Origin of the sequence: Nocardia sp. NPDC051321 (assembly GCF_044455225.1) — a bacterium.
Taxonomy (GTDB): Bacteria; Actinomycetota; Actinomycetes; order Mycobacteriales; family Mycobacteriaceae; genus Nocardia.
This window is the reverse complement of the sequence record NZ_JBITEM010000012.1, coordinates 119,070-143,525: the sequence shown is the minus strand read 5'-3', so window position 1 is coordinate 143,525 and position 24,456 is coordinate 119,070. Positions and strand designations below refer to the sequence as shown.

The window sequence follows — 24,456 nt, the reverse complement described above, 5'->3', positions numbered from 1 at the left end:
CGTCTCCGTTGGCAAGCCACCGCGCCGGTCACAGGTCGTCGGGCAGCACCCGGAAGGCCTGCTCGCCGGTCAGTGGCCGGATCGCGCGAAAATCCTTGCGGTCCAGGGTCAGGATCACGTCGGTCTCGTATTCGGCTGCCAACACGACGTTTACCGCGTCGGTGAGGTCGAGTCGCAGATCGGCGTACCGGTCCTGCACCCTGCGCGCCTTGCGCAAGTGGTCGCTCGGCAACGCCGGTACGGCGACTCGGCCGAGCGGTTCCTGGGCGAGCAACCAGTCGTTGAGCACGCCCACCGTCTGCCGGTCGAAGTCTCGGGTCACGGTGTGTTCGATCTCGAGCAGCACCAGCGAGCAGACAACCGTCAGCGACGCCGCGGCCAATGCGGCGCGAACACTCTCGTGTTCCGAATGAGCGGTGTCGAAAGCGGCGACCAAGGCGCAAGTATCGCCGATGACGATCAACTGTTCCGCCGGACGATCTCCTCGTGCACGACCTGCCGCATTTCCTCGGAGGTCCGCGACCTGCCGGAATTGATTTTCGGGATGTCCCACTCGGTGTCCCAGCGCTTTGTACGCAGTGCGGCGATGTGGAATGCCTCGCGGAAAATCTCGGACTCGGGCCTGCCCTCCCGCAGGGCAGCCGCCTTGATGAGGGCCAGGTCCTCTTCGTCGACCATCACCGTCGTCTTTTTCAGCATGGAGGTTATGGTACCAGCACCATACATTTTGGCCAGCTTTCGTTTCTTGGGCGGATTGCACTGGGTCACTTGCCCTCTGGGGCGCGGCTGCCGGTTCGCTTTCGGTACCAACCGCCCTCGCTCAGGCCGACCAACTCGGCGAGTTCGAGGGCGGGTAGTGCCGCACGAACGGCGGGCAGCGACAGACCGGACTGTTGGGCCAGTTCGCGGGGCAAGCGAGAACCGATCTTCGGAAGTGCGGCAAAGACCAGGGCTTCGTCGCCGGACAGCGCATCCTCGGGGCCGGCGATCGGGCCCGCGGATCCTGGCAGCGACAAACGGAGCGGGCCCGCTTCGTCGATCACCTCTTCGGCGCGGGTGACGAGGACGGCTTCGCCGTCGCGGATCATCCGATGGCAGCCGACGGAGGCGGCCGAGGTGACCGGGCCGGGGATCGCCAATGCCGGACGACCAAGGCGCCGCGACCATTTCACCGTGTTGCGCGCTCCGCTGCGCAGTCCCGCCTCGACGACGAGCACGCCGTCGGCCAGGGCGGCGACGAGCCGATTGCGGGCCAGGAACTGATGTTTGTGCGCGGTGGTTCCCGGCGGGTATTCGCTGACCACCAGCCCGGTCTCGGCGATCTGCGCCAGCAGCCGATCGTGCTGTGCCGGATAGGGACGGTCGACGCCGCAGGCCAGCACCGCGATGGTGGCGCCGCCGACGGCCAGCGCCGCGCGATGCGCCATGCCGTCGATCCCGAAGGCCGCTCCGGACACGATCGTCCAGCCTTGGGCGGCGAGGTCACCCGCGATCTCGCCGGTGACCTGGTTCCCGTACCCGCTGCTGCATCGCGCGCCGACGACCGCCAGCGCCCGGTCGCTCGATTCCAGCAACGACCTCGGACCGCGCACCCAGAGCACCAGTGGCACCGCACAGTCCCGGTCACGACTCGGGTCGAGTTGAGCGAGGCCGAGCAGTCGCCACGACGGCCACTCCGGATCGTCGGGGGTCACGACGCGCCCGCCGATCCGTTCCATCACGTCGAGATCCCGTGCGGCCGAATCCGATTCGCGCCGCTGCTCGGTCGGTCCACGCAACGACTGCGGTAGCGCACATTCGCGCACGGCACGCGCGGCCTCGACCACGCCCACCGACTCGATCAAGGCGGAAAGCGGCGCACACGGCCCCGCTACCACCCGGGACAGATACACCCACGCCAATCGCCGCTCGTAGGCGTCGATATCGACGGGTGCGCAGCCGCTACCGGCGGCACCCACCGCAAGGTCGATGCCGCTCTGACACAGCACCGATCCGCCGCTTGCGCCCACCGCATTCACTGCGCGCCCCGCTGACGAAAGTTCAACGCCGCCAGCACATCCTGAGCGGTCGGCAGCTCCGCCCCACGCAGGTCACTGACCGTCCAGGCGACTCGAATCGCGCGATCGGCACCACGAGCAGACATCCGTCCGAGCCGCAGTGCCGTCTCGACCGGCGCGATCGCCTCGCGCGGCAGCCGGAATTGCTGGCGCAGAATGTGGCCGGGCACTTCGGCATTGGTCAGCCAGCCGTGCTCCCGCCAGCGCCGCACCGCCGCCTGCCGCGCCGCCGCGACCCGCGCCCGCACCACCACACTGCTTTCGGCCTCCTCGGTGCTGAACGCGGCACCGGACTGACCGCGCATCTGCACCCAGATGTCGATGCGATCCATCAGCGGCCCGGACAGTTTCCCGAGGTAGCGGCGCCGGGCGAGCGGCGCACAGATGCAGTCGACGTCCCGCGCGGGGGCGCACGGGCAGGGGTTGGCCGCCAGCACCAGCTGGAATCGCGCCGGATACCGGGCGACGCCATCGCGACGGGCGATGCGAACTTCGCCCTCTTCCAATGGGGTTCGCATCGCCTCCAGCACCTTGGTACCGATCTCGGCGCACTCGTCGAGGAACAGCACGCCGCGATGCGCTCGGCTCACCGCCCCCGGTCGTGCGGTGCCCGAACCGCCGCCGACCATCGCGGTCACCGAGGTCGAATGGTGCGGTGCGACGAACGGCGGCATCGTGATGAGCGGATGATCGCCGGACAACGCCCCCGCCATCGAGTGGATGGCGGTGACCTCCAGCGACTCGGACTCCGACAGCGGTGGCAACAGGCCGGGAAGCCGTTGCGCCAACATCGTTTTCCCGATGCCGGGCGGGCCGGTGAGCAACAGATGGTGGCCGCCCGCCGCGGCAACCTCCAGCGCCCAGCGGGCTTCGTCCTGTCCGACCACCTCGCTCAGATCACCGCCGGAACGCACCGGCTCCGGCAGCTGCCCGCTTGGCTCGAGCAGCATGCCTTCACCCCGCAACCAGGACACCACCGTGCGCAGGCTCGGCGCCCCGAAAACCTCGACCCCGTCGACCAATCCGGCTTCGGCCAGCGACTCCTCCGGCACCACGACGGCGGACCACCCCGCATTGCGGGCCGCGATCACCGCGGGCAGAATGCCGCGTACCCGCCGGACGCGGCCATCCAACGCGAGTTCACCGAGCAGCACCGTCTTCGCGAGTCGCTCCGACGGCACCGCGCCTGACGCGTCGAGCACCGCGATGGCCAGGGCGAGGTCATAAACACTGCCGAGCTTCGGCAGCGTCGCGGGCGAGAGCGCCAGAATCACCCGGCCGTCCGGCCACTTCTCCCCCGAGTTCGCCACCGCCGACCGCACCCGGTCCCGCGATTCCTGCAGCGCCGTATCCGGCAATCCCACCAGGTGCACCGACGGCAGACCCTGCCCGATATCGGCCTCGATCTCGACCAATAGGCCGTCGACGCCGGTCACCGCGACCGAGTGGGCCCGGCCGAGTGCCATCAGAACACCGCCTTGAGGTGATCGATCACCGGCTCGTGCCCACGGGTCAGCAGCACCGAAACGACGTCGAACCTGATGTGCCGCCATGGACCGTCCTGCTCGGCCAGCCATAGCAGGGCGAGTCGCCGGATGCGTTGCTGCTTGGTGAAGGTGACCGACTCGGCCGGTGTCCCGAAGCCGAGCCCCGACCTGGTTTTCACCTCCACGAACGCGGTGGCGCCGGCATCCCGGACGATCAGGTCCAGTTCACCGTATTTGCATCGCCAGTTTCTGCTGACGATCTCCATTCCCGCGGCCTGCAGGAATCGTGCTGCCAGCTCTTCCCCGTGCGCGCCGAGCGCTTTTCTGTCTGTCACTCGGCCAGCGTGCCGGGCGCCGTGCTTCGGCTTCGGGCGCCGACCTGGGCAAATACCAGCCCTGTTGATAGCCGATGCCCTGTGCACAACTCGCGGTGCGTTGGTCTCGGCGGACGCCGAGTTGTCGGTGGGCCGTGCTAGGCGACTACTCCGGCAGGCGCAGGTCGGGCTTTTCGAGCTCTTCGATGTTGACGTCCTTGAAGGTGATCACCCGGACGTGCTTGACGAAGCGGGCGGGGCGGTACATATCCCAGACCCAGGCATCGCTCATCCTGACCTCGAAATACACCTCACCGTCGGCGTTTTGCGGGCGCAGCTCCACGGAGTTGGCCAGGTAGAAGCGGCGCTCGGTCTCCACCACGTACGAGAACTGACCGACGATGTCTTTGTACTCTCGGTACAGCGAGAGCTCCATCTCGGTTTCGTACTTCTCGAGGTCCTCGGCACTCATCGGGTGGGACGTCCTCCTTCTCGCCGCGCTGCGTCGTGTGCTGACATCATCGCGCATGGGTAGCGCCGGTAGCCACTCGGCTATCCGGACGCAGATCTGGGAACTCATCGGACATCGCCGGGTCGACCTCGCCCGCGAGCACCGCGTCGGCCTCGTCGGCCACCGCGGCGACCGGCCGCAGGCCCGCGAGCTCGCGCACATTGCGCCAGGAACGGCGGTGTTCGTCGCTGGGGCCGAGGCGACGCAGGGCGGCGATGTGGTCGGGCGTGTTGTAGCCCTTGTGGGTCGCGAAACCGTAGCCGGGGAACCGCTCGTCGAGCTCGACCATCATCCGGTCCCTGGTGACCTTGGCCAGGATGCTGGCGGCGGCGATGCAGGCCGCGGCCGCGTCGCCGCCGATCACCGGCAGCGACGGTGCGGGGATGCCGGGCACCCGGAATCCGTCGGTCAGCACGTATCCCGGCGCCTGGCCGAGCCCGGCGACCGCGCGGCGCATGCCCTCGATATTGGCGACGTGGATGCCGATCGAGTCGATCTCCCAGGACGGGATGACCACCACGTTCCAGGCCAGCGACAGCCGGATGATGACCGGATACAGCTCTTCCCGGACCGCCTCGGTGAGCTTCTTGGAGTCATCGAGCCCGGACAGCTTGTCATAGGCCTTGGGCGCGAGCAGGCAGGCCGCGACCACGAGCGGCCCAGCGCACGGTCCGCGGCCCGCCTCGTCGACGCCGGCGACCGGGCCGAGCCCGCTGCGGATCAACGCCGCTTCGAGCGTGCGTAACCCACCGGCCTTCCGCATCACCACGCGCGGCGGCCACCCATTGCTCTGTACCACTCGGCTCTGCCCCACCGTCCAATTATGCTGCGGCCGCTGACGATCAGTTCGCTTGGGCGTTCTGCGAGCGGACCGGGCCGATCCGGTTCGGCGGCCAAATCTTGAAGACGGCCTTGCCACGGACGTTGTCCACGGGGACGGTGCCCTGCAGTTCGTCGGTGATGTGGGCGCGTGAATCGGCGGACTCGTTGCGGTTGTCACCCATCACCCACAGATTGCCCTCGGGCACCTTGACCGGCTTGAACTCGCGTCCGCCACCGGGGCCGTACGGCTGACCGGGGACGTAGGGCATGAGGTAGCGCGCGTAGGGCTCGTCCAGCGGCTTGCCGTCGACCAGCACTCGGCCTTGCGCGTCACAGCACTGCACGGTCTGACCGCCGACCGCGATCACCCGCTTCACCAAGTCGTTCTCATCCGGCGGCACCAGACCGAAGAAAGAGAAGAAGTTTTGCACGCCGCGCATGGCGGCATTGTCCGAGCGGATCGACTGGTAGTGCGTGTTCCACGACGGCGGGCCAACGAACACCACCACGTCACCCGGCTTTGGATCGCCCCAGTAGTAGCTCAGCTTCTGCACGTAGATGCGGTCGCCGGTGCACCCGGCGCAGCCGTGCAGCGTGGTTTCCATCGACTGCGACGGAATCACGTACGGGCGCCCGACGAAGGTGACCATCAGCGCGGCGATCACCGCCGCGATCACGACGAGGACCGGCAGTTCCTGCCAGAACGGCCGCTGCTTCTTCTCGCGCCGCCGCCTGCCTCGACGCGACCGCACCCCCTCGTCGTCCGAATCGGACACCGACACCGATCCACTTTCGTCTGCCACGCCGAACAGATTAGCCCGGCACCCTGAGACTCGTCCGACGCCGTGCGATCGGCGTCACACTATTTCGATTGCGGATCCTGCGAACGCACCGGTCCGATGCGTCCCGGCGGCCAGATCTTGAACACCGCTTTGCCACGAACATTGCCGACGGGGACGGTTCCGTGGAGTTCATCGCGGGCGTGCGCGCGGGAATCCCGCGAGTTGTTGCGGTTGTCGCCCATCACCCACAAAAACCCGTCCGGCACCTTGACCGGCGCGAACTCGCGTCCGCCACCGGCACCGAAGGGCTGGCCGGGTGTGTACGGGATGGTGTAGGTGGCGTATGGCTCGTCCAGCGGCTTGCCGTCGACCAGCACTCGGCCTTGCGCGTCACAGCACTGCACGGTCTGACCACCGACCGCGATGACCCGCTTCACCAGATCGTTCTCATCCGGCGGCACCACACCGAAGAAGGAGAAGAAGTTCTGCGCGCCGCGAACAACCGCGTTGCTCGAACGCGTCGACTTGTAGGTGTCGTTCCACGACGGCGGCCCGACGAACACGACGACGTCACCAGGCTTCGGGTCGCCCCAGTAGTAGCTCAGCTTCTCGACGTAGATGCGATCCCCGGTGCAACCGGCGCAGCCGTGCAGCGTGGTTTCCATCGACTCGGACGGGATCTTGTACGGCCGCCCGACAAAGTTGACCAGCAACGCGGCGATCACCGCCGCGATCACGACGAGGATCGGCAGCTCCTGCCAGAACGGCCGCTGCTTCTTCCCGCGCCGCCCGCGGCGACGCCCTGCCCCCTGGTCAGCCGGCTCCGCCGACGACTCACTGTGCTCTGTCACACCGAAAACAGTAGCCCGGCACCGGAACAGAGTTCCGAGGCCGGGCTACCAGACGCTCTATCGCGCGGAAAGCTATGTCAGCGCTTTTCCTTGATCTTGGCGGCCTTGCCGCGCAGATCGCGCAGGTAGTACAGCTTGGCGCGGCGGACGTCACCACGGGTGACGACCTCGATGTGGTCGATGTTCGGGGTGTGCACCGGGAAGGTGCGCTCCACGCCGACACCGAACGACACCTTGCGGACCGTGAAGGTCTCGCGGATGCCGCCGCCCTGGCGTCGGATGACGACGCCCTTGAAGACCTGGATGCGCTCCTTCGAGCCTTCGATGACCTTTACGTGCACATTGAGGGTGTCGCCCGGCCGGAAGTCGGGGACGTCGCTGCGCAGCGACTTCTCGTCGACGAAGTCAAGGGTGTTCATTTCCATCCTTATGGGTTCGCGCGAACAGAGGACCCTGGCGGCACATCGCGTGCTCGACCGGTTCATGCTCCGATTAGGGGGTGCGCCGGGCGCAGACTCTCCCAGGGCAACCTGAGTATTGTGCCAGATCAGCGGGTCGCGGGAAAAATCGGCCCCTGGATCAAGCTGGTGCCTCGGGCACCGCGAACAGGCGGATACGCATCTGCTCGGCCCCCTCGGGGGCGTTCTCCCGGTCGACTGTGTATCGCTCGAGCAGCGTCAGATACTCCGACATGAACTCTCCGACCTGGGTTTTCGTCAGATACGTTCCGTGCCGCTGCACCTGGGCCCAACCATCGGGGCCCGCCCATTCCCGGACGGCTCGCAGGTACAACTCGATGTCGTGGCCCGACTTCAGTCGGCCCAGATGCTCGGCCGCCGCGTACTCCTCCGGTTCCATGCTCGCCGGGTCGGGCGTGGTGCGGCTGAATGGCAGCGACTTCCACCAGCGCTCCCGACCGGCCGACTTTTCCGCGATCTCGGTGATCAGGCCGAGCTCGGCCAGCTTGCGCAGGTGGTAGCTGGTGGATCCGGTGCTCTCGCCGAGCACCCCGGCCAGCGTCGCCGAGTTCGCTTCGCCATGTTTGCCCAGGTAATCGAGGATCCGGCCGCGCAGTGGGTGGGCGAGCGTGCGGTACAGCGCGGTGCGCTCGGCGCTGGTCATGTCGTCGCTTCTGCGCGGTGCCATGCGACGAAGGATAGCAAAGGTTCCTTTGCAAAGAAATGTTTGCAAAGAGACCTTTGCGGACGTACCGTGATCGTCGTGCGAATGACAGCCCTGACCCCTTCCCGAACCCAATTCATCCGCGACAAGGCACACGTGTTCATCGCCGCCAGCGCGGTCGCTCTGGTGCCGTGGGCCGCGATCCTCTGGAATACGTTGCCGGACACCGCGCACGTGCGGAACTGGTCGTCGGCGTGGGTCGGCTTGGACCTGTTTGTGGCCGCCGGTTGTGGATTGACCACCGCGTTGTTGCGCCGCAACGACTCCCGAGCGCGACTGGTGGCGTCGGCGGTGGCCGGTGCGGCGGTGATCGACCTGTGGTTCGACCTGGTCACCGCCGACCCCGGAGCCCCGTTCGCGCAGGCGATGCTCTGCGCGGTGGCCGAGACCGCGTTGATCGCCGCGTGCATGCATGTCGCGTTGTCACCGGACGGCACGCAGGCGCCGCGGCGCGTACCGCGAATTGCTGCTTAGCCCTGCGCTTTTCGGGTGGCGCGGTGCAGTACTGCCGCCAGCCTCTCGTTCTCCGCGGCGTTGAAGCCGAAGGCAGCTCGCCGGCGGGTGTAGCCGTAGGACAGACCGCTGTGCGGGTCGGCGAAGCCGTCGGAACCGGCGGCGCCGGTGTGGCCGAAGGCATTCGCGCCGAGGAACGGGTAGTTCATCCCCTTGGCTTCGAAGCCGACCAGGTAGGGCGCGTTGTCGCCGCGGACCAAGTCGTGACCGGCGGTCTGGATCGTGGTGAACAAAGCGAGCATGTCGGGCTTCAATAACGCTGCCCGGCCGTTGATTTCGGAGATTGCCGCGGCGTACATGGTGGCCAGGCCGCGCGCGCTACCCACACCGCCCATCGAGGCGGGACCGTTCGCTCGCACATCAGCGTTGTTGGGCAGCGAAAGCACATCGTCGGGGGTGAACCCAGCGGCATTGAGGTTGTAGGAGATACCCGGAATGCTGTACGGGCCAGGCGAATTCGCCTCGAACGCGGCGCGCATCTCCGGCGTCGCCGACCAGGGCAGGATCGCCAGGTACCGATCCTCCAGTGCCGCAGGCAATCCCAGATAGAGATCCAGATCGTAGGGGGCTCTTACGCGTTCCTCGAACAGCTCCTGGATCGAACTGCCCATAAGGCGGCGAACCACCTCGCCGAGGATGGCGAAGGTGACGAATCCGCCATAACCCTGCACCACACCCGGCCGGAAGAACGGCCGTTGACCGGCGACGCGTTCGGCGATGAGCTGATCGTCGGCGAGTTCGGCCAGGCGGAAACCGCCGTCGACCCCGATCACGCCGGATTTGTTGGTGAGTACCTGCCGCAAGGTGATGGTGACCTTGCCCGCCTCGGCGAACTCCGGCCAGTAGGCGGCGACCGGCCGATCGAGGTCGAGCATTCCGTCCTGCACCAGCAGCGCAACGACCAGCGTCGCGGCGCCCTTGGTCGAGGAGAGCAGACCGGTCAGTGTTTCGCCGGTCACCTCCGGACCGGCCCAGAGGTCGACCACCGGCCTGCCGTGCACGAAAGCGGCCAGCTGCGCACCGGATTCGCCGTTCTCCTCGGCTACCACGTCGGCGAATTCGGCACGCACCGCCTCGAATCCCGGTGCGACAGTTCCCTGTACGTCGTTCATAGTCTTCTCCTCTCTCGGTGTCTCAGGCCACCGCTGAACGGCGCAGCAACGCCAGTGGATTGCGTCGGCCGCTCGGCGGTCGCAACCCCCAGGACGCCAGGCTCAGCCCGGCGAACACCAACGGCCCGATCGCCGCCTTCGGCTCGTCACCGGCCGCGATGTGCGACACCGCCGCGCCGCCGTAGACGAAAGTCAGTCCGGCATAGGCCCATTCCTCGGCCCGCGGATGGCCGGGCAGCACGATCGCAGCCACCGCCGCGGCCTTGGCGACACCGAGCATCGTCGCGAAATACATCGGATACTCGAGCCGATCGAAAACCTCACGGACGTAAGGAACCCGGGCGACGTCCCAATAGGAGCCGACCACCGATTCGGTGAGCACGACCCCGGTGGCACCCAGGTAGGCAACGCGCCGTGCGAGGTCCTTCGTATCGGTGTTCATGATTTCGTTCCTTCCGTCGCTGTTGCTGCTCTGACGGATGCGGAGACGAAGAGGTAACAAGCCTCGAGTGTCACACCGAGCGCCCGCGCTTCGTCATCACTGTGGGACGACAACGCGAAGGAGACCACGTGGACGAATACCTGGCCGACCGGTTCGAGACGCACCGCGCGCATCTGGTCGCGGTGGCCTACCGGATGCTCGGGTCGCTGACCGAGGCCGAGGACGCGGTGCAGGAGTCCTGGCTGCGGTTGGCCCGCACCGATCAGGACGGCATCGACAACCTCGGCGGCTGGCTGACCACCGCCGTGAGCCGGGTGTGCCTGGACGTGTTGCGCTCTCGCCGAGCGCGGCGGGAGGACTCGTTCGAGGAGCAGCTACCCGACCCGGTGGTCCGCCTCGACGACGGCACCGATCCGGAACAGCAGGCGATGCTCGCGGACTCGGTCGGCATCGCGCTGCTTGTGGTGCTCGACTCGCTGAATCCAGGGGAACGGCTCGCGTTCGTGCTCCATGACATGTTCGCCTTGCCGTTCGATCAGATCGCGCCGATCCTCGGCAAGACGCCCGGCGCGGCCAAGATGATGGCCAGCCGCGCCCGTCGGCGCGTCCAGGGCGGCGCCCCGCCGCTCGACCCGGACCTCCCCCGCCAGCGCCGCGCGGTCGCCGCGTTCCTCGCCGCCGCCCGCGACGGCAGCTTCGATGCGCTGCTGTCCCTGCTCGACCCCGACGTGGTGTTGCGTGCCGACGCCGGCGCCGGTGGCATCCAGATCATCCGGGGCGCGTCCGCCGTCGCCGGACTACTCGACACCTTCCACCAGTTCGCCAACCGCTACGACGTCGCGCACGCCGTGGTCAATGGTGTTGCGGGCCTGCTGAGTACGGCCGACGGCGCGCCGATGTCGGTCATCGCCTTCAGCGTCGCCGACGACAAGATCACCGCCATCGACCTGCTCGCCGACCCGGCCCGCCTCGCCGCCCTCCCTCTCCCCATTCGCTGACGCGCACAACACATCCCGCCGCGCACGGAGTAGTCGGCGATTCCGTGCGCGGCAACGAATTCCTGCGCGGCGGCCCAATTCGCGCGCGGTACGACAAGCAGCGCGCGGCACAACCAGCGCGCGGCAGGCCACTTCGCGCTGGTCGGCTGGGCTCAGTCGCGGTCCGGGGTGCTGGCCACCGGCTCGGGTTCGTGGTCCGAGGGGAACAGTGAGAGGTGGTGGCGGTGCGGTGCCGGTGGGGCGGGCACGACGGTGCGAGTCAGCTCCGCCTCGGCGGCGGTGAGGACGTGTTCGACGTCGGGCTTACCGGCGACCAGGTCTTGCACGAAGATCTTGGCGCGGATGACGGGGCGGCGGTAGCGCCGTTCGCGGACGATGGCGCGGTACATGAGGCGGCGGCGATCGGAGTAGCGCCAGCGCGCCCACGGCGCGCCCGGCCTGCTCAAGCGCAGCGCGCCGACAAAGAGCAGCGGCAGGAAGAACATGCCGAACAAGCCGGTCCAGATCTTCCCCTTGGCGATGACGATCGCGGCGAGCGCGAGGTTCACCAACGCGAAGAAGACGACGAACACCCGCACTTCGATGCTCGGGTCACTGCGGAAGTCGTTGATGTCGAGCAACCACAGCGGATGGAAACCCAGCAGCAGCAACCCGGTAACCGCGAGCGCGACGAACACCGCGTCCACCGAGGTCCGCCCCTGCTCCTCCCAATACACGTCGCGCAGGTAGAAGATCAGCGCGAATTCGTCGAGGGTGAGGGCGGCACCGACGCCGAAGGCCGCGGCAAGCACGGCGGCCGTTGTCGTGCCTGCGGTCTGGTAGAGGGTGACCATGCCGACGCCGGACGCCAGCACCAGGATCACCCCGAACACCATGTGGTGGATGTGCACCCCGCCGGACCGCAGGTTGCCCGGCCACCAGCGCACCTGTTTGCGGATCAGCCGGACGCTGAGCCGGATCAACAGGAAGCCGACGATGAATCCGAGAAGGAAGCACAGCAGCGGAAGCCTGCCCTGCGCGATCACATCCTCATCGAGCCATCGTCGCATGGCCGCCTGAAACCTCCGTCCGACCTACTGTCCGAAACCTGCCCGGCGCAACGCGTCCGCCATCGAACCGGTCGGCGCGGGCGCGTTGCGGCGCTGGTTGCCGCCGCCGCGCGCCTGGCCTTGGCCCTGAGTCCGTTGCCCTTGGCTGCGGCCCTGCTGGTTCTTGCCCTGTCCATTCTGCCGGTCGGGCGCCCCGCCCTTGCGATCAGCTTGACCACGCTGCCGGTTCTCCCCCTTCGCGGTGGCGCCCGGCTCGTCGTCCAGCCGCAGCGACAGCCCGATGCGCTGCCTGGCGACGTCGACCTCGAGCACCTTCACCTTGACCACGTCGCCGGTGTTCACCACCTCGCGCGGATCCTTGATGAAGTTGTGCGACATGGCCGAAACGTGCACGAGTCCGTCCTGGTGCACGCCGATATCGACGAACGCGCCGAAGGCGGCGACGTTCGTGACCACCCCTTCGAGCACCATGCCCGGCTCCAGGTCGGCGACCTTCTCCACGCCCGCGGCGAATTCCGCGGTCTTGAACTCCGGTCGCGGGTCGCGGCCCGGCTTCTCGAGCTCGGTGATGATGTCGGTCACCGTCGGCACACCGAAGCGTTCGTCGGTGAACTCGTCGGCGCGCAGCGCGCGCAGCACGGTGGTGTTGCCGATGACCTCGGTGATGTCGCGTCCGGTGGATTCCATGATCCGCCGGACCACCGGGTAGGCCTCGGGGTGCACCGAGGAGGTGTCCAGCGGGTCGTCGCCGCCGCGGATCCGCAGGAAGCCCGCGCACTGCTCGAACGCCTTCGGGCCGAGCCGCGGCACCTCGAGCAGCGCGGTCCGGCTGCGGAACGGGCCGTGCTGATCCCGGTGCGCGACAATGCTTTCCGCGACCGATCCGGCGATGCCGGAGACCCGCGACAGCAGCGGCACCGAGGCCGTGTTGACGTCGACGCCGACGGCGTTCACCGCGTCCTCCACCACCGCGCCAAGCGAACGCGCCAGCAAGGTCTCGGACACGTCGTGCTGGTACTGGCCGACGCCGATCGACTTCGGATCGATCTTCACCAGCTCGGCGAGCGGATCCTGCAGGCGGCGCGCGATGGAAACCGCGCCGCGCAGCGACACGTCCATGTCCGGCAGTTCCTGGGTGGCGTACGCCGACGCGGAGTACACCGACGCGCCCGCCTCGGACACCACGATCTTGGTCGGCTTGTTCTCCGGAATGCGCGAGATCAGCTCGGCGGCAAGGGCATCGGTCTCCCGTGACGCGGTGCCGTTGCCGATGGCGATGAGCTCCACGCCGAACCGGGCGACCAGCGCGCCGAGCACGGCGAGGGACTTCTCGGTCTGCCCCTGCGGCTTGTGCGGGTAGATCACCTCGGTGGCTACCGCCTTGCCGGTGGCGTCGACGACGGCCACCTTCACGCCGGTCCGGTAGCCGGGGTCCAGGCCCATGGTGGTGCGGGTGCCCGCGGGCGCGGCGAGCAGCAGGTCGCGCAGGTTCGCCGCGAACACGTCGACGGCGTCCTTCTCGGCCGCCTGCCGCAGCCGCATCCTGGTGTCGATGCCAAGGCTCACTTGGAGTTTGGTCCGCCACGCCCAGCGGACGGTGTCCAGCAGCCAGGAATCCGCGGCGCGGCCCTTCTCGGCGATATTGAACTTGATCGCGATTCGGCCCTCGTAGATGGATCGCTCGCCCGGCTCGCCGGGAGCGGAGCCTGCGGAGCGACCAGACGATTCGGTTTCGGTATCCGGTTCCAGATGCAGCGACAGCACGTCTTCCTTCTCGCCGCGCAGCAGCGCGAGGATCCGGTGCGAGGGCAGCTTGGTGAACGGCTCGTCGAACTCGAAGTAGTCGGCGAACTTGGCGCCCGCCTCTTCCTTGCCCGGGCGCACGGTCGACTTGATCTGACCGCGGTTCCACATCAGCTCGCGCAGCTCACCGACCAGGTCGGCGTCCTCGGCGAAACGCTCGACCAGGATCGACCGCGCGCCGTCGAGCTGCTCGGCGTTGTACTGCGCGGGATCGGTGGTCGGGTCGTTGATGAGCGCGTCGGCGACCGGCTCGTGGCCCGCCTCGCGCGCGATCTGCGCCTTGGTGCGTCGCTTCGGCTTGTACGGCAGGTAGATATCCTCGAGCCGGGCCTTCGTCTCGGCGAGCATGATCTGCTGGTGCAGCGCGTCGTCGAGTTTGCCCTGGCCACGGATGGATTCGAGGATCGCGCCGCGGCGCTCGTCGAGTTCGCGAATGTAGTGCAGGCGCTCGTCGAGTAGGCGCAGCTGCGCGTCGTCGAGACCGCCGGTGACCTCCTTGCGGTATCGCGCGATGAACGGCACGGTCGAGCCGCCGTCGATCAGCTCGACGGTGGCACGCACCTGGCTCTCCCGCACCGCGAGCTCGTCGGCGATGCGACGGTTCACGCTGGCCTGGCTCACGACCCCGGAGGACGTCACGGGTGGAAGCACGGCGGGGTCGGACTCTGCACTAACGGTCTCGGGCGCTGTCGTCACGTCCCGAGACACTAGCTCCCCCGCCTCTCCGCGTCTTCTGCCGGTCGTCGGTGCCCCGGCAGTTTCGCACCGGGCCGACGGTCTGGTTCCCGGTATGTTCTGGACGTACCCGGTGAGTTACCCATGTTCTCCAGAAATCAGTTGTCCCGTGTCGAGTTCGGCGTGTCCTGGTTCGATGATGCCAGAATCGCGAGTCGGCGCACGCACAGATCCAAACCGAGCATGCTCAGTCTGGATCGGTGCCAGCGCATGAGCCGAATCGCTTACTGCAGGACCAGTTCCGGGCTGTAGATAGGACTGAACGTCTGACCGTTCTTGGTGACAGCGGTGAAGCTGACATACCGATGCCCCGGCTTGGCGAATACCGCGTCCACCGTCAATGGCGGCGACGGGTACCTGCCGTTCAGGCACGGGAACGGACCGCTGGTGGCGACTCGTTCGTTGGTGCCGCCGCCGGCATAAGCGTCTTTATCTACGACCGTAACGACCATGGTGCAATTCTTATTGTTGATGGAATCATTTTTGATATTGAGTCCACCGAATGCCCTCGGCACACCGTTCTCCGCGTAAATGCATGATTCCACTTCTGCAGAGCCATCGCTGGTGAGATACAGACCCGAGCAGCTGTACGGACTGTCCGGCGCGGCAACGGCCGCCGGTGCGAGCGCGAGCAATGGTGCAGCACTGGCGATTACGCAGGACAGGACACGTGAAAACGAACCGATTGACATTGTAGACCTTTCGCGACCAGATAAAAATCAGATCCCCGACGAACGACCTTGTCTCACCCTATGTGTTACATCGGCAAGTCACATGACCGCATTAATCGGGGCACCCGATATCAGGTCTCGTCCGGCAACCCGAGCAGCGCTCGGGACAGCTCGCGCATTTCGGCCTTGCGGATCTTGCCGGTAACGGTCATCGGAAACTCGTCCACCACGTGCACATAGCGCGGAATCTTGAAGTGCGCGAGCTTGCCCGCGCAGAACTCGCGGACGGCGGTGGCGTCCAACGACGGCGCGCCCTCGCGCATCCGGACCCAGGCCATCAGCTCCTCGCCGTACTTCGGGTCGGGCACGCCGATCACTTGGGCGTCCAGGATGTCGGGGTGGGTGTAGAGGAATTCCTCGATCTCGCGCGGGTAGACGTTCTCGCCGCCGCGGATGACCATGTCCTTGATCCGGCCGGTGATCGCCAGGTAGCCGTCGTCGTCCATCACGCCGATGTCGCCGGTGTGCATCCACTGGGCCGCGTCGATGGCCTCGGCGGTCCTGGCCTCGTCGTTCCAGTAGCCGAGCATCACCGAGTAGCCGCGGGTGCACAGTTCGCCAGGCTCGCCGCGCGGCATCGTGAGACCCGTTGCGGGGTCGACGATTTTGACCTCGAGGTGCGGGCCGACCCGGCCGACGGTGGCGGTGCGCCGGTCGATGCCGTCGTCGCGGCGGGTCTGGGTGGAGACCGGCGAGGTTTCGGTCATGCCGTAACAGATGCACACCTCGTGCATGCCGAGCCGGTCGATCACCCGCTTCATCACCTCGACGGGGCAGGGCGAACCCGCCATGATGCCGGTGCGCAGGCTCGACAGATCCGGTGTCGCGGAATCCAATTCGGTGAGCAACGCGATGAACATGGTCGGCACGCCGTAGAGCGAGGTGCACCGTTCGGACTCGACGGCGGCCAGCGTCGCCTTCGGATCGAAGGCCGGTGCCGGGATCACCACTGTCGCACCGTGACTCGTGCTGGCCAGGTTGCCCATGACCATGCCGAAGCAGTGGTAGAACGGCACCGGCACGCAGATCCGGTCCTGGTCGGTGTAGCCGCACAGTTCGCCGACGAAGAAGCCGTTGTTCAGGATGTTGTGATGGCTCAGCGTGGCACCCTTCGGGAAACCCGTTGTGCCGGAGGTGTATTGGATGTTGATCGGATCATCGATGGATAGCTCCGCCGCGAGCACGGCTAAGCGGTCCGCATCGATCGCCGTCTGCGCCAACGCTTCCCACTCCGGTGTGCCGAGCACAAGCACCTGCTCCAGCTTGGGACAGTTCGGCCGGACCTGCTCGATCATCGCGACATAGTTCGACGTCTTGAACTCCGGCGCCGCTACCAGCACCCGCACGCCCGCCTGGCGCAACACGTATTCCAGCTCGCTGGTGCGATAGGCCGGGTTGATATTGACCAGGATCGCACCGATCTTCGCCGTCGCGTACTGCACGAAGAACCACTCGGCACAGTTCGGCGCCCAGACGCCGACCCGGTCGCCCTTCCCGATGCCGCGCGCGGCCAGGCCGGTGGCCAGCGCGTCGATCGCGGCACCGAGCTCGCGGTAGGTCCAGCGCCGACCGGAAGCCTTGTCCACCAACGCTTCCCGGTCCGGGAAGGTGGCGACGGCGCGGTCCAGGTTGCCGCCGATGGTGTCACCTAGTAGCGGCGTGTCCGAGGTGCCGGACGCATAGCTCGGGTTCGACATCACTTGTTTCCCCGCTGCCGCAGCACGAATCGTTGCACCTTGCCGCTCGGTGTCTTCGGCAGCTCGGTGAGGAAGTGCACCGTGCGCGGGTAGGCGTGCGCGGCGAACTTCTTCTTCACCAGATTTTGCAACTCGGCCTCGAGCCGGGTGCCGACCGCGGATCCGTCGCGCACCACCACGAAGGCCTCGAGCACCTCGCCGCGCAGTTCGTCCGGCATGCCGACGACGGCCGCCTCGGCGACCTGCTCGTGCAGCAAGAGCACGCTCTCCACCTCGAACGGGCCGATGCGGTAGCCGGACATGATGATCACGTCGTCGTCGCGGGCGGAGAAACGGAAGCAGCCGTTCTCGTCCTGCGAGCCCGCGTCGCCGGTCAGGTACCAGCGTCCGTTTGCGGTGTAGCGCTGGGCGGTGCGTTCCGGGGCATCGAGATAGCCGAGGAACCACAGCAGTGGACTGTTCTCGGTGTCGATGGCGACGCGGCCGAGCTCACCGGTCGGCGCGATGGTGTCGGCGTTGTCGGCCAGCACCGCACAGGTCCAGCCGGGCAGCGATCGGCCCATCGAGCCCGCGGGGACATCGGCGTCGAGCGCCTCGTGCCAGGAATTGCAGATGAGCATGCCGTGCTCGGTCTGCCCGTAGTGGTCGCGCACCGCGACGCCGAGATGCTCCAGCGACCAGGCGACGACCTCGGGGGTCAGCGGCTCCCCCGCGGAGGAGGCGCGCCGCAGCGTGGCATGCAGCTGCGGTCCGGTCCGGTCGGCGCGCAGTGCGCGATACACCGTCGGGGCGGCGGTGAAGTTGGTGACGCCGAAGCGCTCCAGCACCTGCCAGGTGAGGGTCGGCGAGAAGGGGGCGTGCAGCAGGATGCTGCGGACGCCGCTGGCCAGCGGGGCCATGATCGCCCAGTACAGGCCGTAGGCCCAGCCGGGATCGGCCGCGTTCCAGAACACGTCGTCGGCGCGAACATCCAGGGCGAACTCCTGATACGCCTGGAACGATGCCAGCGCGCGCAGCGGAATCGGCACACCCTTCGGGGTTCCGGTGGTGCCACTGGTGAACAGCTCGACCAGCAGTCCGTCGCCACCGACCGCCACCGGTGCACCGGGTGAGTCGTCGGCAAGCGGGTCCGCCATGCCAAGCGTGCCCTCGGGCGTGTCACCGCTGACGATGACCTGCCACGACGCGTCGGCGGGCATGTCCGGGCCGGGGGCCAGCTTAGGCGCCTGATCGGCATCGGCGATGACGATCGACGTGCCGCTCGCTTCCAGGCGGAATGCGATGGCGGGCGGGGCGAACGCGGTGAACAGCGGAACATGCACCGCCCCGAGGCGCCAGATCCCGAGCAACGCCACCACCAGGTCGGTGGATTTCGTCATCAACGTCGCGACCCGGTCGTGCTGCCGGACCCCGAGTTCCGCCAACCCCGCGGCGAAACGCGTCGACCGCTCGCGCAGTTCGCCGTAGGTGAGATCGATCGAGGACAGATCGCGCTCGACGATGGTGAAGGCGACGCCGTCGGCGGGATGCCGATCGCACAGCAGTTCCGCCGCGGACGCGTCGGGCCGGTCGTACATGTCCAGCAGTTCGCGCACCCGGGGATTCAGGTCGGTACCCATCTTCGCCACTCCTCATCGTGATCCAGCTCACCCAATAGGATGTGGGTCACACCGAATCCGCTACTACCCCCGAAAAGGGGTGAGTCCGATGACCGAACGCACCCACACCGCACTGCTGCGACCGCGTGACGCGGACGCGTTGCGCGCCGAGATCCGCTGGGTAGCGGGCGCGGCCGGCGTTCCGGTGGCGTTCGGCGGGGAAGTACACGACGACGCGCTGTTGCTGTCGGAATTCGTCGGCACGTTCACCAACGGGCTGCGCGGCCTTTCCGTGCTCCGCACCTCGGGCCTCGGCGGCCGGGTGATGGATTCCGGGCGCCCCGCCTCGGTCACCGATTACGTCAATACCTCCAGCATCACCCACCACTACGACGGCCCGGTCTCCGGCGAAGGACTCCGCTCGATCGTGGCCGTCCCGGTGGTCGTCGACAAACGCTCCCGCGCCGTCCTCTACGCCGCCACCCGCAGCGCGAGCCCGCTCGGCGACCGCACCGCCGACCTGGTCGTGCAAGCCGGGCGCCGCCTCGGGGCCGAAATCACCATCCGCGACGAGGTAGACCGCCGCCTGCGTCTGCTCGAGACGACCATCCCCACCTCCGACACGGTCCCCGCCGTCGCCGAGGAACTCCGCGATATCCACGCTGAACTCCGCGGCATGGCCCGGTCCGCCGGCGATGACCAGCTCCGTGACCGCCTGCACACCGTCTGCGAACGCCTGATCCGAGTGATGGTCGGCGACCCGCTTCCGGATGCGCCCCGCCTCTCTCGCCGGGAACTGGACGTCCTGTCTCAGATCGCCCTCGGCTGCACCAATCAGGAAGCCGCCCAACGTCTCTCACTCGCCCCCGAGACCGTGAAGAGCTATCTCCGCAACGCCATGACCAAGCTGGACGCGCATTCCCGCCACGAGGCCGTCGTCACGGCGCGCCGCCACGGTTTGCTTCCTTAGCGGTCCGCCTCGGGGAGCAGGTCGGGGCGGCGGGCTCGGGTGCGTTCGAGGGATTGTTCGCGGCGCCAGGCGGCGACCTTCGCGTGATCGCCGGAGAGCAGGACCGGGGGGACCTCGAGGTCGCGCCAGGTGACGGGGCGGGTGTAGCTGGGGCCTTCGAGGAGGCCGTCGGAGAACGAATCCTCTTGGTGGGATTGCTGATTGCCGAGCACGCCGGGAAGCAGGCGGACTACCGCCTCGGTCATCACGAGGACGGCCGCCTCGCCGCCGATCAGGACGTAGTCGCCGATGCTGACCTCTTCGACGCGGACGCGGCGGGCGGCGTCGTCGAAGACGCGTTGATCGATGCCTTCGTAGCGGCCGCAGGCGAAGACGAGGTGGTCCTCGGCGGCCCAGCGGTGCGCGGTTTCCTGGGTGAACGGGACGCCGGCGGGCGTGGGGACGACGAGCAATGCGTCGTCGGGGCAGACCTCGTCGAGTGCGTCGCCCCACACGGTGGGCTTCATGACCATGCCCGGTCCACCGCCATAGGGCGAGTCGTCGACGGACTTGTGCACGTCGTGGGTCCAGCCACGCAGGTCGTGCACGTCGAGGGAGATCAGGCCTTTATCGATTGCCTTGCCCAGCAACGCGGTTCGCAACGGTTCCAGGTATTCCGGAAAGATAGTGACGACATCGAGTTTCATGTAATCCCCCGTTGCTCTGCGGGACATCGAGTAGGTATACGTCGGCCGGGCAGGCGCGGCACCCGGTCACAAATTAGGTGCCGACCCACTTATTCCGGGTCGAGGAGGCCTTCGGGCGGATCGATGACGATCAGCCGGTCCGCGAGCGACACGCTGGGCACGATGGCGTTCACGAACGGGATCAGGATCTCCCGGCCGTCTTCGGCGGCTGTCACCGAAAGCAGTTCTCCCGCAGCGGAATGCAGCACCTCGCGCACGGTGCCGACCACGGTGGCGTCGGTGAGCTGAACGGTCAGCCCCTCGAGTTCGTGGTCGTAATACTCGTCCGGGTCGCCGGACGGCGGCAGGTCCTCGCTGTTCACGAAGAACAGCGTGCCGCGCAGCGCGTCGGCCGAGTCCCGGTCGCCGACACCGGCGAGAAACACCAGAAGCCGGCCCGAGTGCTCTCGGGCCGACTCCACGGTGAAGTCGCGGACTTCCTTGGATCGCGCCAGCCGCCCGCGCAGCGTGTTGCCCGGCGCGAACCGGGCCTGCGGCTCATCGGTACGTATCTCGACGACCAGCTCACCGCGCACGCCGTGCGACTTGGCGACCCGTCCTACGACAAGTTCCATCTACTGATCGGTGTCGACCACGTCGACCCGGATACCCCGGCCGCCGATGCCGGCGACGAGGGTGCGCAGCGCGGTCGCGGTACGACCACCGCGACCGATCACCTTGCCCAGATCGTCGGGGTGCACGTGCACCTCGACGGTGCGTCCGCGGCGGCCGGTGATCAGCTCGACACGCACGTCATCGGGATTGGCGACGATGCCGCGAACAAGATGTTCGACGGCATCGGCCACAACAGCGCTCATTACTCGGCGGCCTCAGCAGCGGCGGGCGCCTCGGCGGCGGCCTCTTCCTTCTTGGCGGCCTTCTTCTTCGGGGTGGTGGCCTCGCCGGTGGGGGCGTTGTCGGCGGCGGCAAGCGCGGCGTTGAACAGGTCCAGCTTGGACGTCTTCTCGGCCTTGACCTTCAGCGTGCCCTCGGTGCCCGGCAGGCCCTTGAACTTCTGCCAGTCGCCGGTGATCTCCAGCAGGCGCTGGACGGGCTCGGTCGGCTGCGCGCCGACACCGAGCCAGTACTGAGCGCGCTCGGAATCGATCTCGATGAGCGACGGCTCTTCCTTCGGGTGGTACAGGCCGATGGACTCGATGGCCCGGCCGTCCCGGCGGGTGCGCGCGTCGGCGACGACGATGCGGTACTGCGGGTTGCGGATCTTGCCCAAGCGGGTGAGCTTGATGCGAACAGCCATGCTTGTTCTGCCTCTTTCGTAGGTTGGTCACGGCGCAATTCAGCGACCCGCACGGTCTGCGAGCCCGGTTTAGCGCATGGAGTGTGTGACCGCCGCGCGGTACGTAACCGGAGACGGGCTGACACTTGTCCGGAAGGACGGTTGTTCATTGTGCCAGACGGGCCGCGTTCACCTGAAATCGCGCCCCTCCGCCTCTCCGGGACTTCAGGCCAGACTCAGGTGCGTCGCCTGTAGCGTCGGCGGCTGACGGTGCGGAAAAGTGGTGAGTTAGCCGGTCCCCGACGAGTTACCCATGTCCTCACGAGATCAGTCGGCCATCTTGAATACGGCTCCCAACGATACTCGCCTGAGGACTACGACCGGCGGTAGCGCAGCAAAACGACGCCGGAGTTGAACGGGCGCGTCTCGACGAGTCGCAGCACCGGAATCTCCAGCGCCTCGGCGAACAGCCGCTCGCCCTTGCCCTCGACCGCCGGGTAGACGAACAGCCGGTACTCGTCGACCAGGTCGGCGGCGATGAGTGCGTGGACGAGCTGGATGCTGCCGGTCGCCACGATGTCCTTGCCCGGCTGGTCCTGCACCGCGCGGATCTCGTCGACGCCGCGCAGGATCACCGTGTTCGCCCACTCCGGAGCTTCGAGTGTGCTGGATACGACGTATTTCGTCGCCTTGTTCAGGTGGTCGGTGACGCCGCTGGTGTCGTCGGTCTGGTTCGGCCAGTATCCGCGCATCTGCTCGAAGGTGACCCGCCCGAACAGCACCGCATCGGAACTGGCCATGTGCGCGTTCAACGCCTCGGTGATGTCGGACTGATCCACCCCCTCGGCGTTGGCCACGTTGAACCAATCCGCGGCCTCGATCACCCCGTCGAGGGTGATGTTCTCGGTGACGATCAGATCCCGCATCGCTACTCCTCAGGTGGGAAACCTCTGTGAGAGAAGACGCGATGCGACAACTGAATTCATCGGTGCCGGAAGAAACTCCTAAGGGGCCGCGGCGGTGAGGGCGCGGGTCTTTGTCCACGGCCCGCCCCACCACAGCTGCCAGCCGAGCGAACGGGCGGTGAGGCTTCGGACGCCGTTGGCCGTGAGGGTGGTCTCGTATTCGCCGGTCCGGCCGATATCGACCAGCACGAGATGCCCGCCGGGGCGCAGCACGCGCAGCGCCTCACGCACCGCAGCGGCCCGGCCGGCGGACGCCTTGATGTTGTGGATGGCGAGACTGGAGACGATCACATCGAATTCGTCGTTGCCGAACGGCAGCGCGGTCATATCGCCGGTGTGCAATTCGATGCGGTCGGCGACGTTTTCGGCGACCGCGTTGCGTTCGGTGGTGGCGATGCTGTTGCCGGACTGGTCGACCGAACGCCACAGATCGATGCCAACCGCACGTCCTTCCGGCAGCCGCTTCGCCGCGGCGAGCAGCACCGCGCCGCGGCCGCAGCCCAGATCGAGCAGGCGCTCGTCGCCGCGCAGGCCCAAATCGTCGAGCAGGCCGTCCCACGCGCGGAACTTGCCGCGGCGGGTCGCATGCAGGAACAGTCCGAACTGGGCGGCCATGACGAGGCCGATCAGGAAGGTCAGCCACGCAGGCACGATGTTGCCGTCCAGCGCGTTGGCGATCGCGGCGATCAGGAAGCCGATCGCCAGCACGCCGAGCATGAGCATGATGGGTGGCGCGTCGAAGCCGTAGGACGCTCGCCGCGATGTGGTCGTCGTCACAGGGTCGATTCTATCGAGCTCTGAATTTTTCGCGCCCCAACAGTTTTCAGGGCTGCCGCGATCAACGGACCAGCGGAGCGAGCGTGCGTCCGGCGAGATCGACCGCGCCGGACTGATGTCCGTTGGTGATCATGTTGACGATGATGCCCTGCACGCCGTGGTCGAGGACCCTGGTCTGCAACTGCTCGGCAACCTCATCGGGCGAGCCTGCGAATTGCCGATCGGCGATGCTCTGCTTGCGTTCTTCCTCGGAGAGCGCGTCCACATCTACGCCGATGCCGCGCAGCATGTCCCGCTGTTCCTTGCGCGCCTGATCGCCGTCCTCGTCGACCATCAGGAAACACAGGTAACTGACCTCCAAGGTGGACGGATCGCGGCCGACTTCGGCACAGCGCTGGTGCAGTGCCGCCATCTTTTTCGGCAGTTCCGAGGCATTGCAGATGATGTTGAGGTGATCGGCGAAGCGGGCGGCCAACGCGAAGGTCTTCTTCTCGCCGGCACCGCCGAGCAGGATCGGCAGATCGTCACGCAGCCGAGGCTCGTTGATCGCGTTGTCGGTGTGATACCACTTGCCGTCGAAGGTGGCGTGCTTGCCGCGCAGCATCGGCTGGATGATCTGCAACGCCTCATCAAGGCGCTCGAACCGATCGGTAAAGGTACCGAATTCGAAGCCGTAGGACTGATGCTCCAGCTCGAACCAGCCCGCACCGATACCAAGGATCGCACGACCCGCACTGACCAGATCGAGCGTGGTAACGGTCTTGGCAAGCAACGCCGGATTACGATAAGTATTACCGGTCACCAAGGCGGACAACTGAATTCGCTCAGTAGCCGCAGCAATCCCGGACAACGCGGTATAGGCCTCCAACATCGGATCCTCCGGCGTACCGATACCAGGCAACTGATAAAAGTGGTCCATCACGAACACGGTGTCGAACCCCGCCGCCTCAGCCTCCCTGGCCTGCGCCACCACCGTCGGAAACAGCTCGGAAACCGACTGTCCATAGCTGAAGTTAGGCATCTGATAACCGAGACGAATGCTCATACCGCCCGACCATACGCGTGCCCCCGCTCCCCCACCCCCGCGCACCACCGTAG

28 protein-coding genes are annotated in these 24,456 nt (G+C 67.1%); 3 read left to right on the top strand and 25 right to left on the bottom strand.

What is annotated here, in order from left to right; translation table 11 throughout:
* Positions 1-28: 28 nt before the first annotated feature.
* From ACIA8C_RS28475 to ACIA8C_RS28425, 11 genes are all read right to left on the bottom strand, one after another.
* A complete protein-coding gene (locus ACIA8C_RS28475; protein WP_397139894.1) occupies positions 29-436 on the bottom strand; it encodes a PIN domain-containing protein in 408 nt (135 codons plus the stop codon).
* A gap of 23 nt (positions 437-459) precedes the next feature.
* Positions 460-699, bottom strand: a complete 240-nt coding sequence (locus ACIA8C_RS28470; RefSeq protein WP_397139892.1) for a ribbon-helix-helix protein, CopG family — start codon at positions 697-699, stop codon at positions 460-462.
* 65 nt (positions 700-764) lie between these two features.
* Positions 765-1,901: a DNA-processing protein DprA gene (gene dprA / locus ACIA8C_RS28465; RefSeq protein WP_397140287.1), complete on the bottom strand. Its 1,137-nt coding sequence runs from the start codon at positions 1,899-1,901 to the stop codon at positions 765-767.
* 113 nt (positions 1,902-2,014) lie between these two features.
* On the bottom strand, positions 2,015-3,523 hold the full coding sequence (locus tag ACIA8C_RS28460) for a YifB family Mg chelatase-like AAA ATPase (RefSeq protein WP_397139890.1): 1,509 nt from the start codon (positions 3,521-3,523) through the stop codon (positions 2,015-2,017).
* Positions 3,523-3,879 (bottom strand): YraN family protein, encoded by a 357-nt coding sequence (locus tag ACIA8C_RS28455; RefSeq protein ID WP_397139888.1) that lies wholly within the window; start codon positions 3,877-3,879, stop codon positions 3,523-3,525. The genes ACIA8C_RS28460 and ACIA8C_RS28455 overlap by 1 nt, the downstream gene beginning before the upstream one ends.
* A gap of 145 nt (positions 3,880-4,024) precedes the next feature.
* On the bottom strand, positions 4,025-4,330 hold the full coding sequence (locus tag ACIA8C_RS28450) for a DUF2469 domain-containing protein (protein ID WP_011210678.1): 306 nt from the start codon (positions 4,328-4,330) through the stop codon (positions 4,025-4,027).
* 46 nt (positions 4,331-4,376) lie between these two features.
* Positions 4,377-5,132, bottom strand: a complete 756-nt coding sequence (locus ACIA8C_RS28445) for a ribonuclease HII (protein ID WP_397140285.1) — start codon at positions 5,130-5,132, stop codon at positions 4,377-4,379.
* A gap of 79 nt (positions 5,133-5,211) precedes the next feature.
* Positions 5,212-5,973, bottom strand: a complete 762-nt coding sequence (gene lepB, locus ACIA8C_RS28440; protein WP_397140282.1) for a signal peptidase I — start codon at positions 5,971-5,973, stop codon at positions 5,212-5,214.
* Positions 5,974-6,053: 80 nt separating this feature from the next.
* Positions 6,054-6,824 (bottom strand): signal peptidase I, encoded by a 771-nt coding sequence (gene lepB, locus ACIA8C_RS28435; protein ID WP_397139886.1) that lies wholly within the window; start codon positions 6,822-6,824, stop codon positions 6,054-6,056.
* Between the two features lie 77 nt (positions 6,825-6,901).
* Positions 6,902-7,243, bottom strand: a complete 342-nt coding sequence (gene rplS, locus ACIA8C_RS28430) for a 50S ribosomal protein L19 (RefSeq protein ID WP_029893064.1) — start codon at positions 7,241-7,243, stop codon at positions 6,902-6,904.
* 160 nt (positions 7,244-7,403) lie between these two features.
* Positions 7,404-7,970 carry an ArsR/SmtB family transcription factor gene (locus ACIA8C_RS28425; protein ID WP_397139884.1) on the bottom strand — a complete coding sequence of 189 codons (567 nt, stop codon included), beginning with the start codon at positions 7,968-7,970 and terminating at the stop codon, positions 7,404-7,406.
* 75 nt (positions 7,971-8,045) lie between these two features.
* Between ACIA8C_RS28425 and ACIA8C_RS28420 the strand changes: the two genes are divergently transcribed.
* Positions 8,046-8,480, top strand: a complete 435-nt coding sequence (locus ACIA8C_RS28420) for a hypothetical protein (protein WP_397139882.1) — start codon at positions 8,046-8,048, stop codon at positions 8,478-8,480.
* Here ACIA8C_RS28420 and ACIA8C_RS28415 read toward each other — a convergent pair.
* Positions 8,477-9,631 (bottom strand): serine hydrolase domain-containing protein, encoded by a 1,155-nt coding sequence (locus ACIA8C_RS28415; RefSeq protein WP_397139880.1) that lies wholly within the window; start codon positions 9,629-9,631, stop codon positions 8,477-8,479. The two genes, ACIA8C_RS28420 and ACIA8C_RS28415, sit on opposite strands and share 4 nt — an antisense overlap.
* Before the next feature lie 22 nt (positions 9,632-9,653).
* Complete coding sequence (locus ACIA8C_RS28410; RefSeq protein WP_397139878.1) at positions 9,654-10,073, bottom strand: DoxX family protein; 420 nt, start codon at positions 10,071-10,073, stop codon at positions 9,654-9,656.
* Positions 10,074-10,201: 128 nt separating this feature from the next.
* On the opposite strand from ACIA8C_RS28410, the gene ACIA8C_RS28405 reads away from it, so the two are divergent.
* Positions 10,202-11,071, top strand: coding sequence for a sigma-70 family RNA polymerase sigma factor (locus tag ACIA8C_RS28405; protein WP_397139876.1), 870 nt, complete (start codon positions 10,202-10,204; stop codon positions 11,069-11,071).
* 152 nt (positions 11,072-11,223) lie between these two features.
* On the opposite strand, the gene ACIA8C_RS28400 is transcribed toward ACIA8C_RS28405, so the two are convergent.
* The 5 genes from ACIA8C_RS28400 to ACIA8C_RS28380 form a co-directional block, all read right to left on the bottom strand.
* Positions 11,224-12,120 carry a hypothetical protein gene (locus ACIA8C_RS28400; RefSeq protein ID WP_397139874.1) on the bottom strand — a complete coding sequence of 299 codons (897 nt, stop codon included), beginning with the start codon at positions 12,118-12,120 and terminating at the stop codon, positions 11,224-11,226.
* 24 nt (positions 12,121-12,144) lie between these two features.
* Positions 12,145-14,562 carry a Tex family protein gene (locus tag ACIA8C_RS28395; RefSeq protein WP_397139872.1) on the bottom strand — a complete coding sequence of 806 codons (2,418 nt, stop codon included), beginning with the start codon at positions 14,560-14,562 and terminating at the stop codon, positions 12,145-12,147.
* Positions 14,563-14,882: 320 nt separating this feature from the next.
* A complete protein-coding gene (locus tag ACIA8C_RS28390; protein WP_397139870.1) occupies positions 14,883-15,350 on the bottom strand; it encodes a hypothetical protein in 468 nt (155 codons plus the stop codon).
* Between the two features lie 110 nt (positions 15,351-15,460).
* The gene (locus ACIA8C_RS28385; RefSeq protein WP_397139868.1) at positions 15,461-17,086 is read right to left on the bottom strand and encodes an AMP-binding protein; all 1,626 of its coding nucleotides are present in this window, start codon (positions 17,084-17,086) and stop codon (positions 15,461-15,463) included.
* Positions 17,086-18,705 carry an AMP-binding protein gene (locus ACIA8C_RS28380; RefSeq protein ID WP_397139866.1) on the bottom strand — a complete coding sequence of 540 codons (1,620 nt, stop codon included), beginning with the start codon at positions 18,703-18,705 and terminating at the stop codon, positions 17,086-17,088. The genes ACIA8C_RS28385 and ACIA8C_RS28380 overlap by 1 nt, the downstream gene beginning before the upstream one ends.
* Positions 18,706-18,793: 88 nt before the next feature.
* Here ACIA8C_RS28380 and ACIA8C_RS28375 point away from each other — a divergent pair, with 88 nt between their 5' ends.
* Positions 18,794-19,654, top strand: coding sequence for a LuxR C-terminal-related transcriptional regulator (locus tag ACIA8C_RS28375; protein WP_397139864.1), 861 nt, complete (start codon positions 18,794-18,796; stop codon positions 19,652-19,654).
* Here ACIA8C_RS28375 and trmD read toward each other — a convergent pair.
* The 7 genes from trmD to ACIA8C_RS28340 all read right to left on the bottom strand — a co-directional run bounded on the left by trmD (position 19,651) and on the right by ACIA8C_RS28340 (position 24,403).
* Complete coding sequence (gene trmD / locus ACIA8C_RS28370) at positions 19,651-20,340, bottom strand: tRNA (guanosine(37)-N1)-methyltransferase TrmD (RefSeq protein ID WP_397139862.1); 690 nt, start codon at positions 20,338-20,340, stop codon at positions 19,651-19,653. The two genes, ACIA8C_RS28375 and trmD, sit on opposite strands and share 4 nt — an antisense overlap.
* Before the next feature lie 89 nt (positions 20,341-20,429).
* Positions 20,430-20,954, bottom strand: coding sequence for a ribosome maturation factor RimM (rimM, locus tag ACIA8C_RS28365; RefSeq protein ID WP_397139860.1), 525 nt, complete (start codon positions 20,952-20,954; stop codon positions 20,430-20,432).
* Positions 20,955-21,197 (bottom strand): RNA-binding protein, encoded by a 243-nt coding sequence (locus ACIA8C_RS28360; protein WP_011210690.1) that lies wholly within the window; start codon positions 21,195-21,197, stop codon positions 20,955-20,957.
* Entirely contained in the window at positions 21,197-21,637 is a 441-nt protein-coding gene (rpsP, locus tag ACIA8C_RS28355; RefSeq protein WP_397139858.1) for a 30S ribosomal protein S16, read from the bottom strand. Before rpsP ends, ACIA8C_RS28360 begins: the two co-directional genes overlap by 1 nt.
* A gap of 353 nt (positions 21,638-21,990) precedes the next feature.
* Positions 21,991-22,542, bottom strand: a complete 552-nt coding sequence (locus ACIA8C_RS28350; protein ID WP_397139856.1) for a dihydrofolate reductase family protein — start codon at positions 22,540-22,542, stop codon at positions 21,991-21,993.
* Between the two features lie 78 nt (positions 22,543-22,620).
* Positions 22,621-23,358, bottom strand: a complete 738-nt coding sequence (locus tag ACIA8C_RS28345; protein WP_397139854.1) for a class I SAM-dependent methyltransferase — start codon at positions 23,356-23,358, stop codon at positions 22,621-22,623.
* Positions 23,359-23,419: 61 nt separating this feature from the next.
* Positions 23,420-24,403 carry an LLM class F420-dependent oxidoreductase gene (locus ACIA8C_RS28340; protein ID WP_397139853.1) on the bottom strand — a complete coding sequence of 328 codons (984 nt, stop codon included), beginning with the start codon at positions 24,401-24,403 and terminating at the stop codon, positions 23,420-23,422.
* Between the last annotated feature and the right edge of the window lie 53 nt (positions 24,404-24,456).

Coding starts and splice junctions, on each gene's coding strand:
- ACIA8C_RS28470 (WP_397139892.1), bottom strand. CDS start 699: ATGCTGAAAAAGACGACGGTGATGGTCGACGAAGAGGACCTGGCCCTC.
- ACIA8C_RS28460 (WP_397139890.1), bottom strand. CDS start 3,523: ATGGCACTCGGCCGGGCCCACTCGGTCGCGGTGACCGGCGTCGACGGC.
- ACIA8C_RS28450 (WP_011210678.1), bottom strand. CDS start 4,330: ATGAGTGCCGAGGACCTCGAGAAGTACGAAACCGAGATGGAGCTCTCG.
- ACIA8C_RS28445 (WP_397140285.1), bottom strand. CDS start 5,132: ATGCGGAAGGCCGGTGGGTTACGCACGCTCGAAGCGGCGTTGATCCGC.
- rplS (WP_029893064.1), bottom strand. CDS start 7,243: ATGAACACCCTTGACTTCGTCGACGAGAAGTCGCTGCGCAGCGACGTC.
- ACIA8C_RS28425 (WP_397139884.1), bottom strand. CDS start 7,970: ATGGCACCGCGCAGAAGCGACGACATGACCAGCGCCGAGCGCACCGCG.
- ACIA8C_RS28415 (WP_397139880.1), bottom strand. CDS start 9,631: ATGAACGACGTACAGGGAACTGTCGCACCGGGATTCGAGGCGGTGCGT.
- ACIA8C_RS28410 (WP_397139878.1), bottom strand. CDS start 10,073: ATGAACACCGATACGAAGGACCTCGCACGGCGCGTTGCCTACCTGGGT.
- ACIA8C_RS28400 (WP_397139874.1), bottom strand. CDS start 12,120: ATGCGACGATGGCTCGATGAGGATGTGATCGCGCAGGGCAGGCTTCCG.
- ACIA8C_RS28390 (WP_397139870.1), bottom strand. CDS start 15,350: ATGTCAATCGGTTCGTTTTCACGTGTCCTGTCCTGCGTAATCGCCAGT.
- ACIA8C_RS28385 (WP_397139868.1), bottom strand. CDS start 17,086: ATGTCGAACCCGAGCTATGCGTCCGGCACCTCGGACACGCCGCTACTA.
- ACIA8C_RS28380 (WP_397139866.1), bottom strand. CDS start 18,705: ATGGGTACCGACCTGAATCCCCGGGTGCGCGAACTGCTGGACATGTAC.
- ACIA8C_RS28375 (WP_397139864.1), top strand. CDS start 18,794: ATGACCGAACGCACCCACACCGCACTGCTGCGACCGCGTGACGCGGAC.
- trmD (WP_397139862.1), bottom strand. CDS start 20,340: ATGAAACTCGATGTCGTCACTATCTTTCCGGAATACCTGGAACCGTTG.
- rimM (WP_397139860.1), bottom strand. CDS start 20,954: ATGGAACTTGTCGTAGGACGGGTCGCCAAGTCGCACGGCGTGCGCGGT.
- ACIA8C_RS28360 (WP_011210690.1), bottom strand. CDS start 21,197: ATGAGCGCTGTTGTGGCCGATGCCGTCGAACATCTTGTTCGCGGCATC.
- rpsP (WP_397139858.1), bottom strand. CDS start 21,637: ATGGCTGTTCGCATCAAGCTCACCCGCTTGGGCAAGATCCGCAACCCG.
- ACIA8C_RS28350 (WP_397139856.1), bottom strand. CDS start 22,542: ATGCGGGATCTGATCGTCACCGAGAACATCACCCTCGACGGGGTGATC.
- ACIA8C_RS28340 (WP_397139853.1), bottom strand. CDS start 24,403: ATGAGCATTCGTCTCGGTTATCAGATGCCTAACTTCAGCTATGGACAG.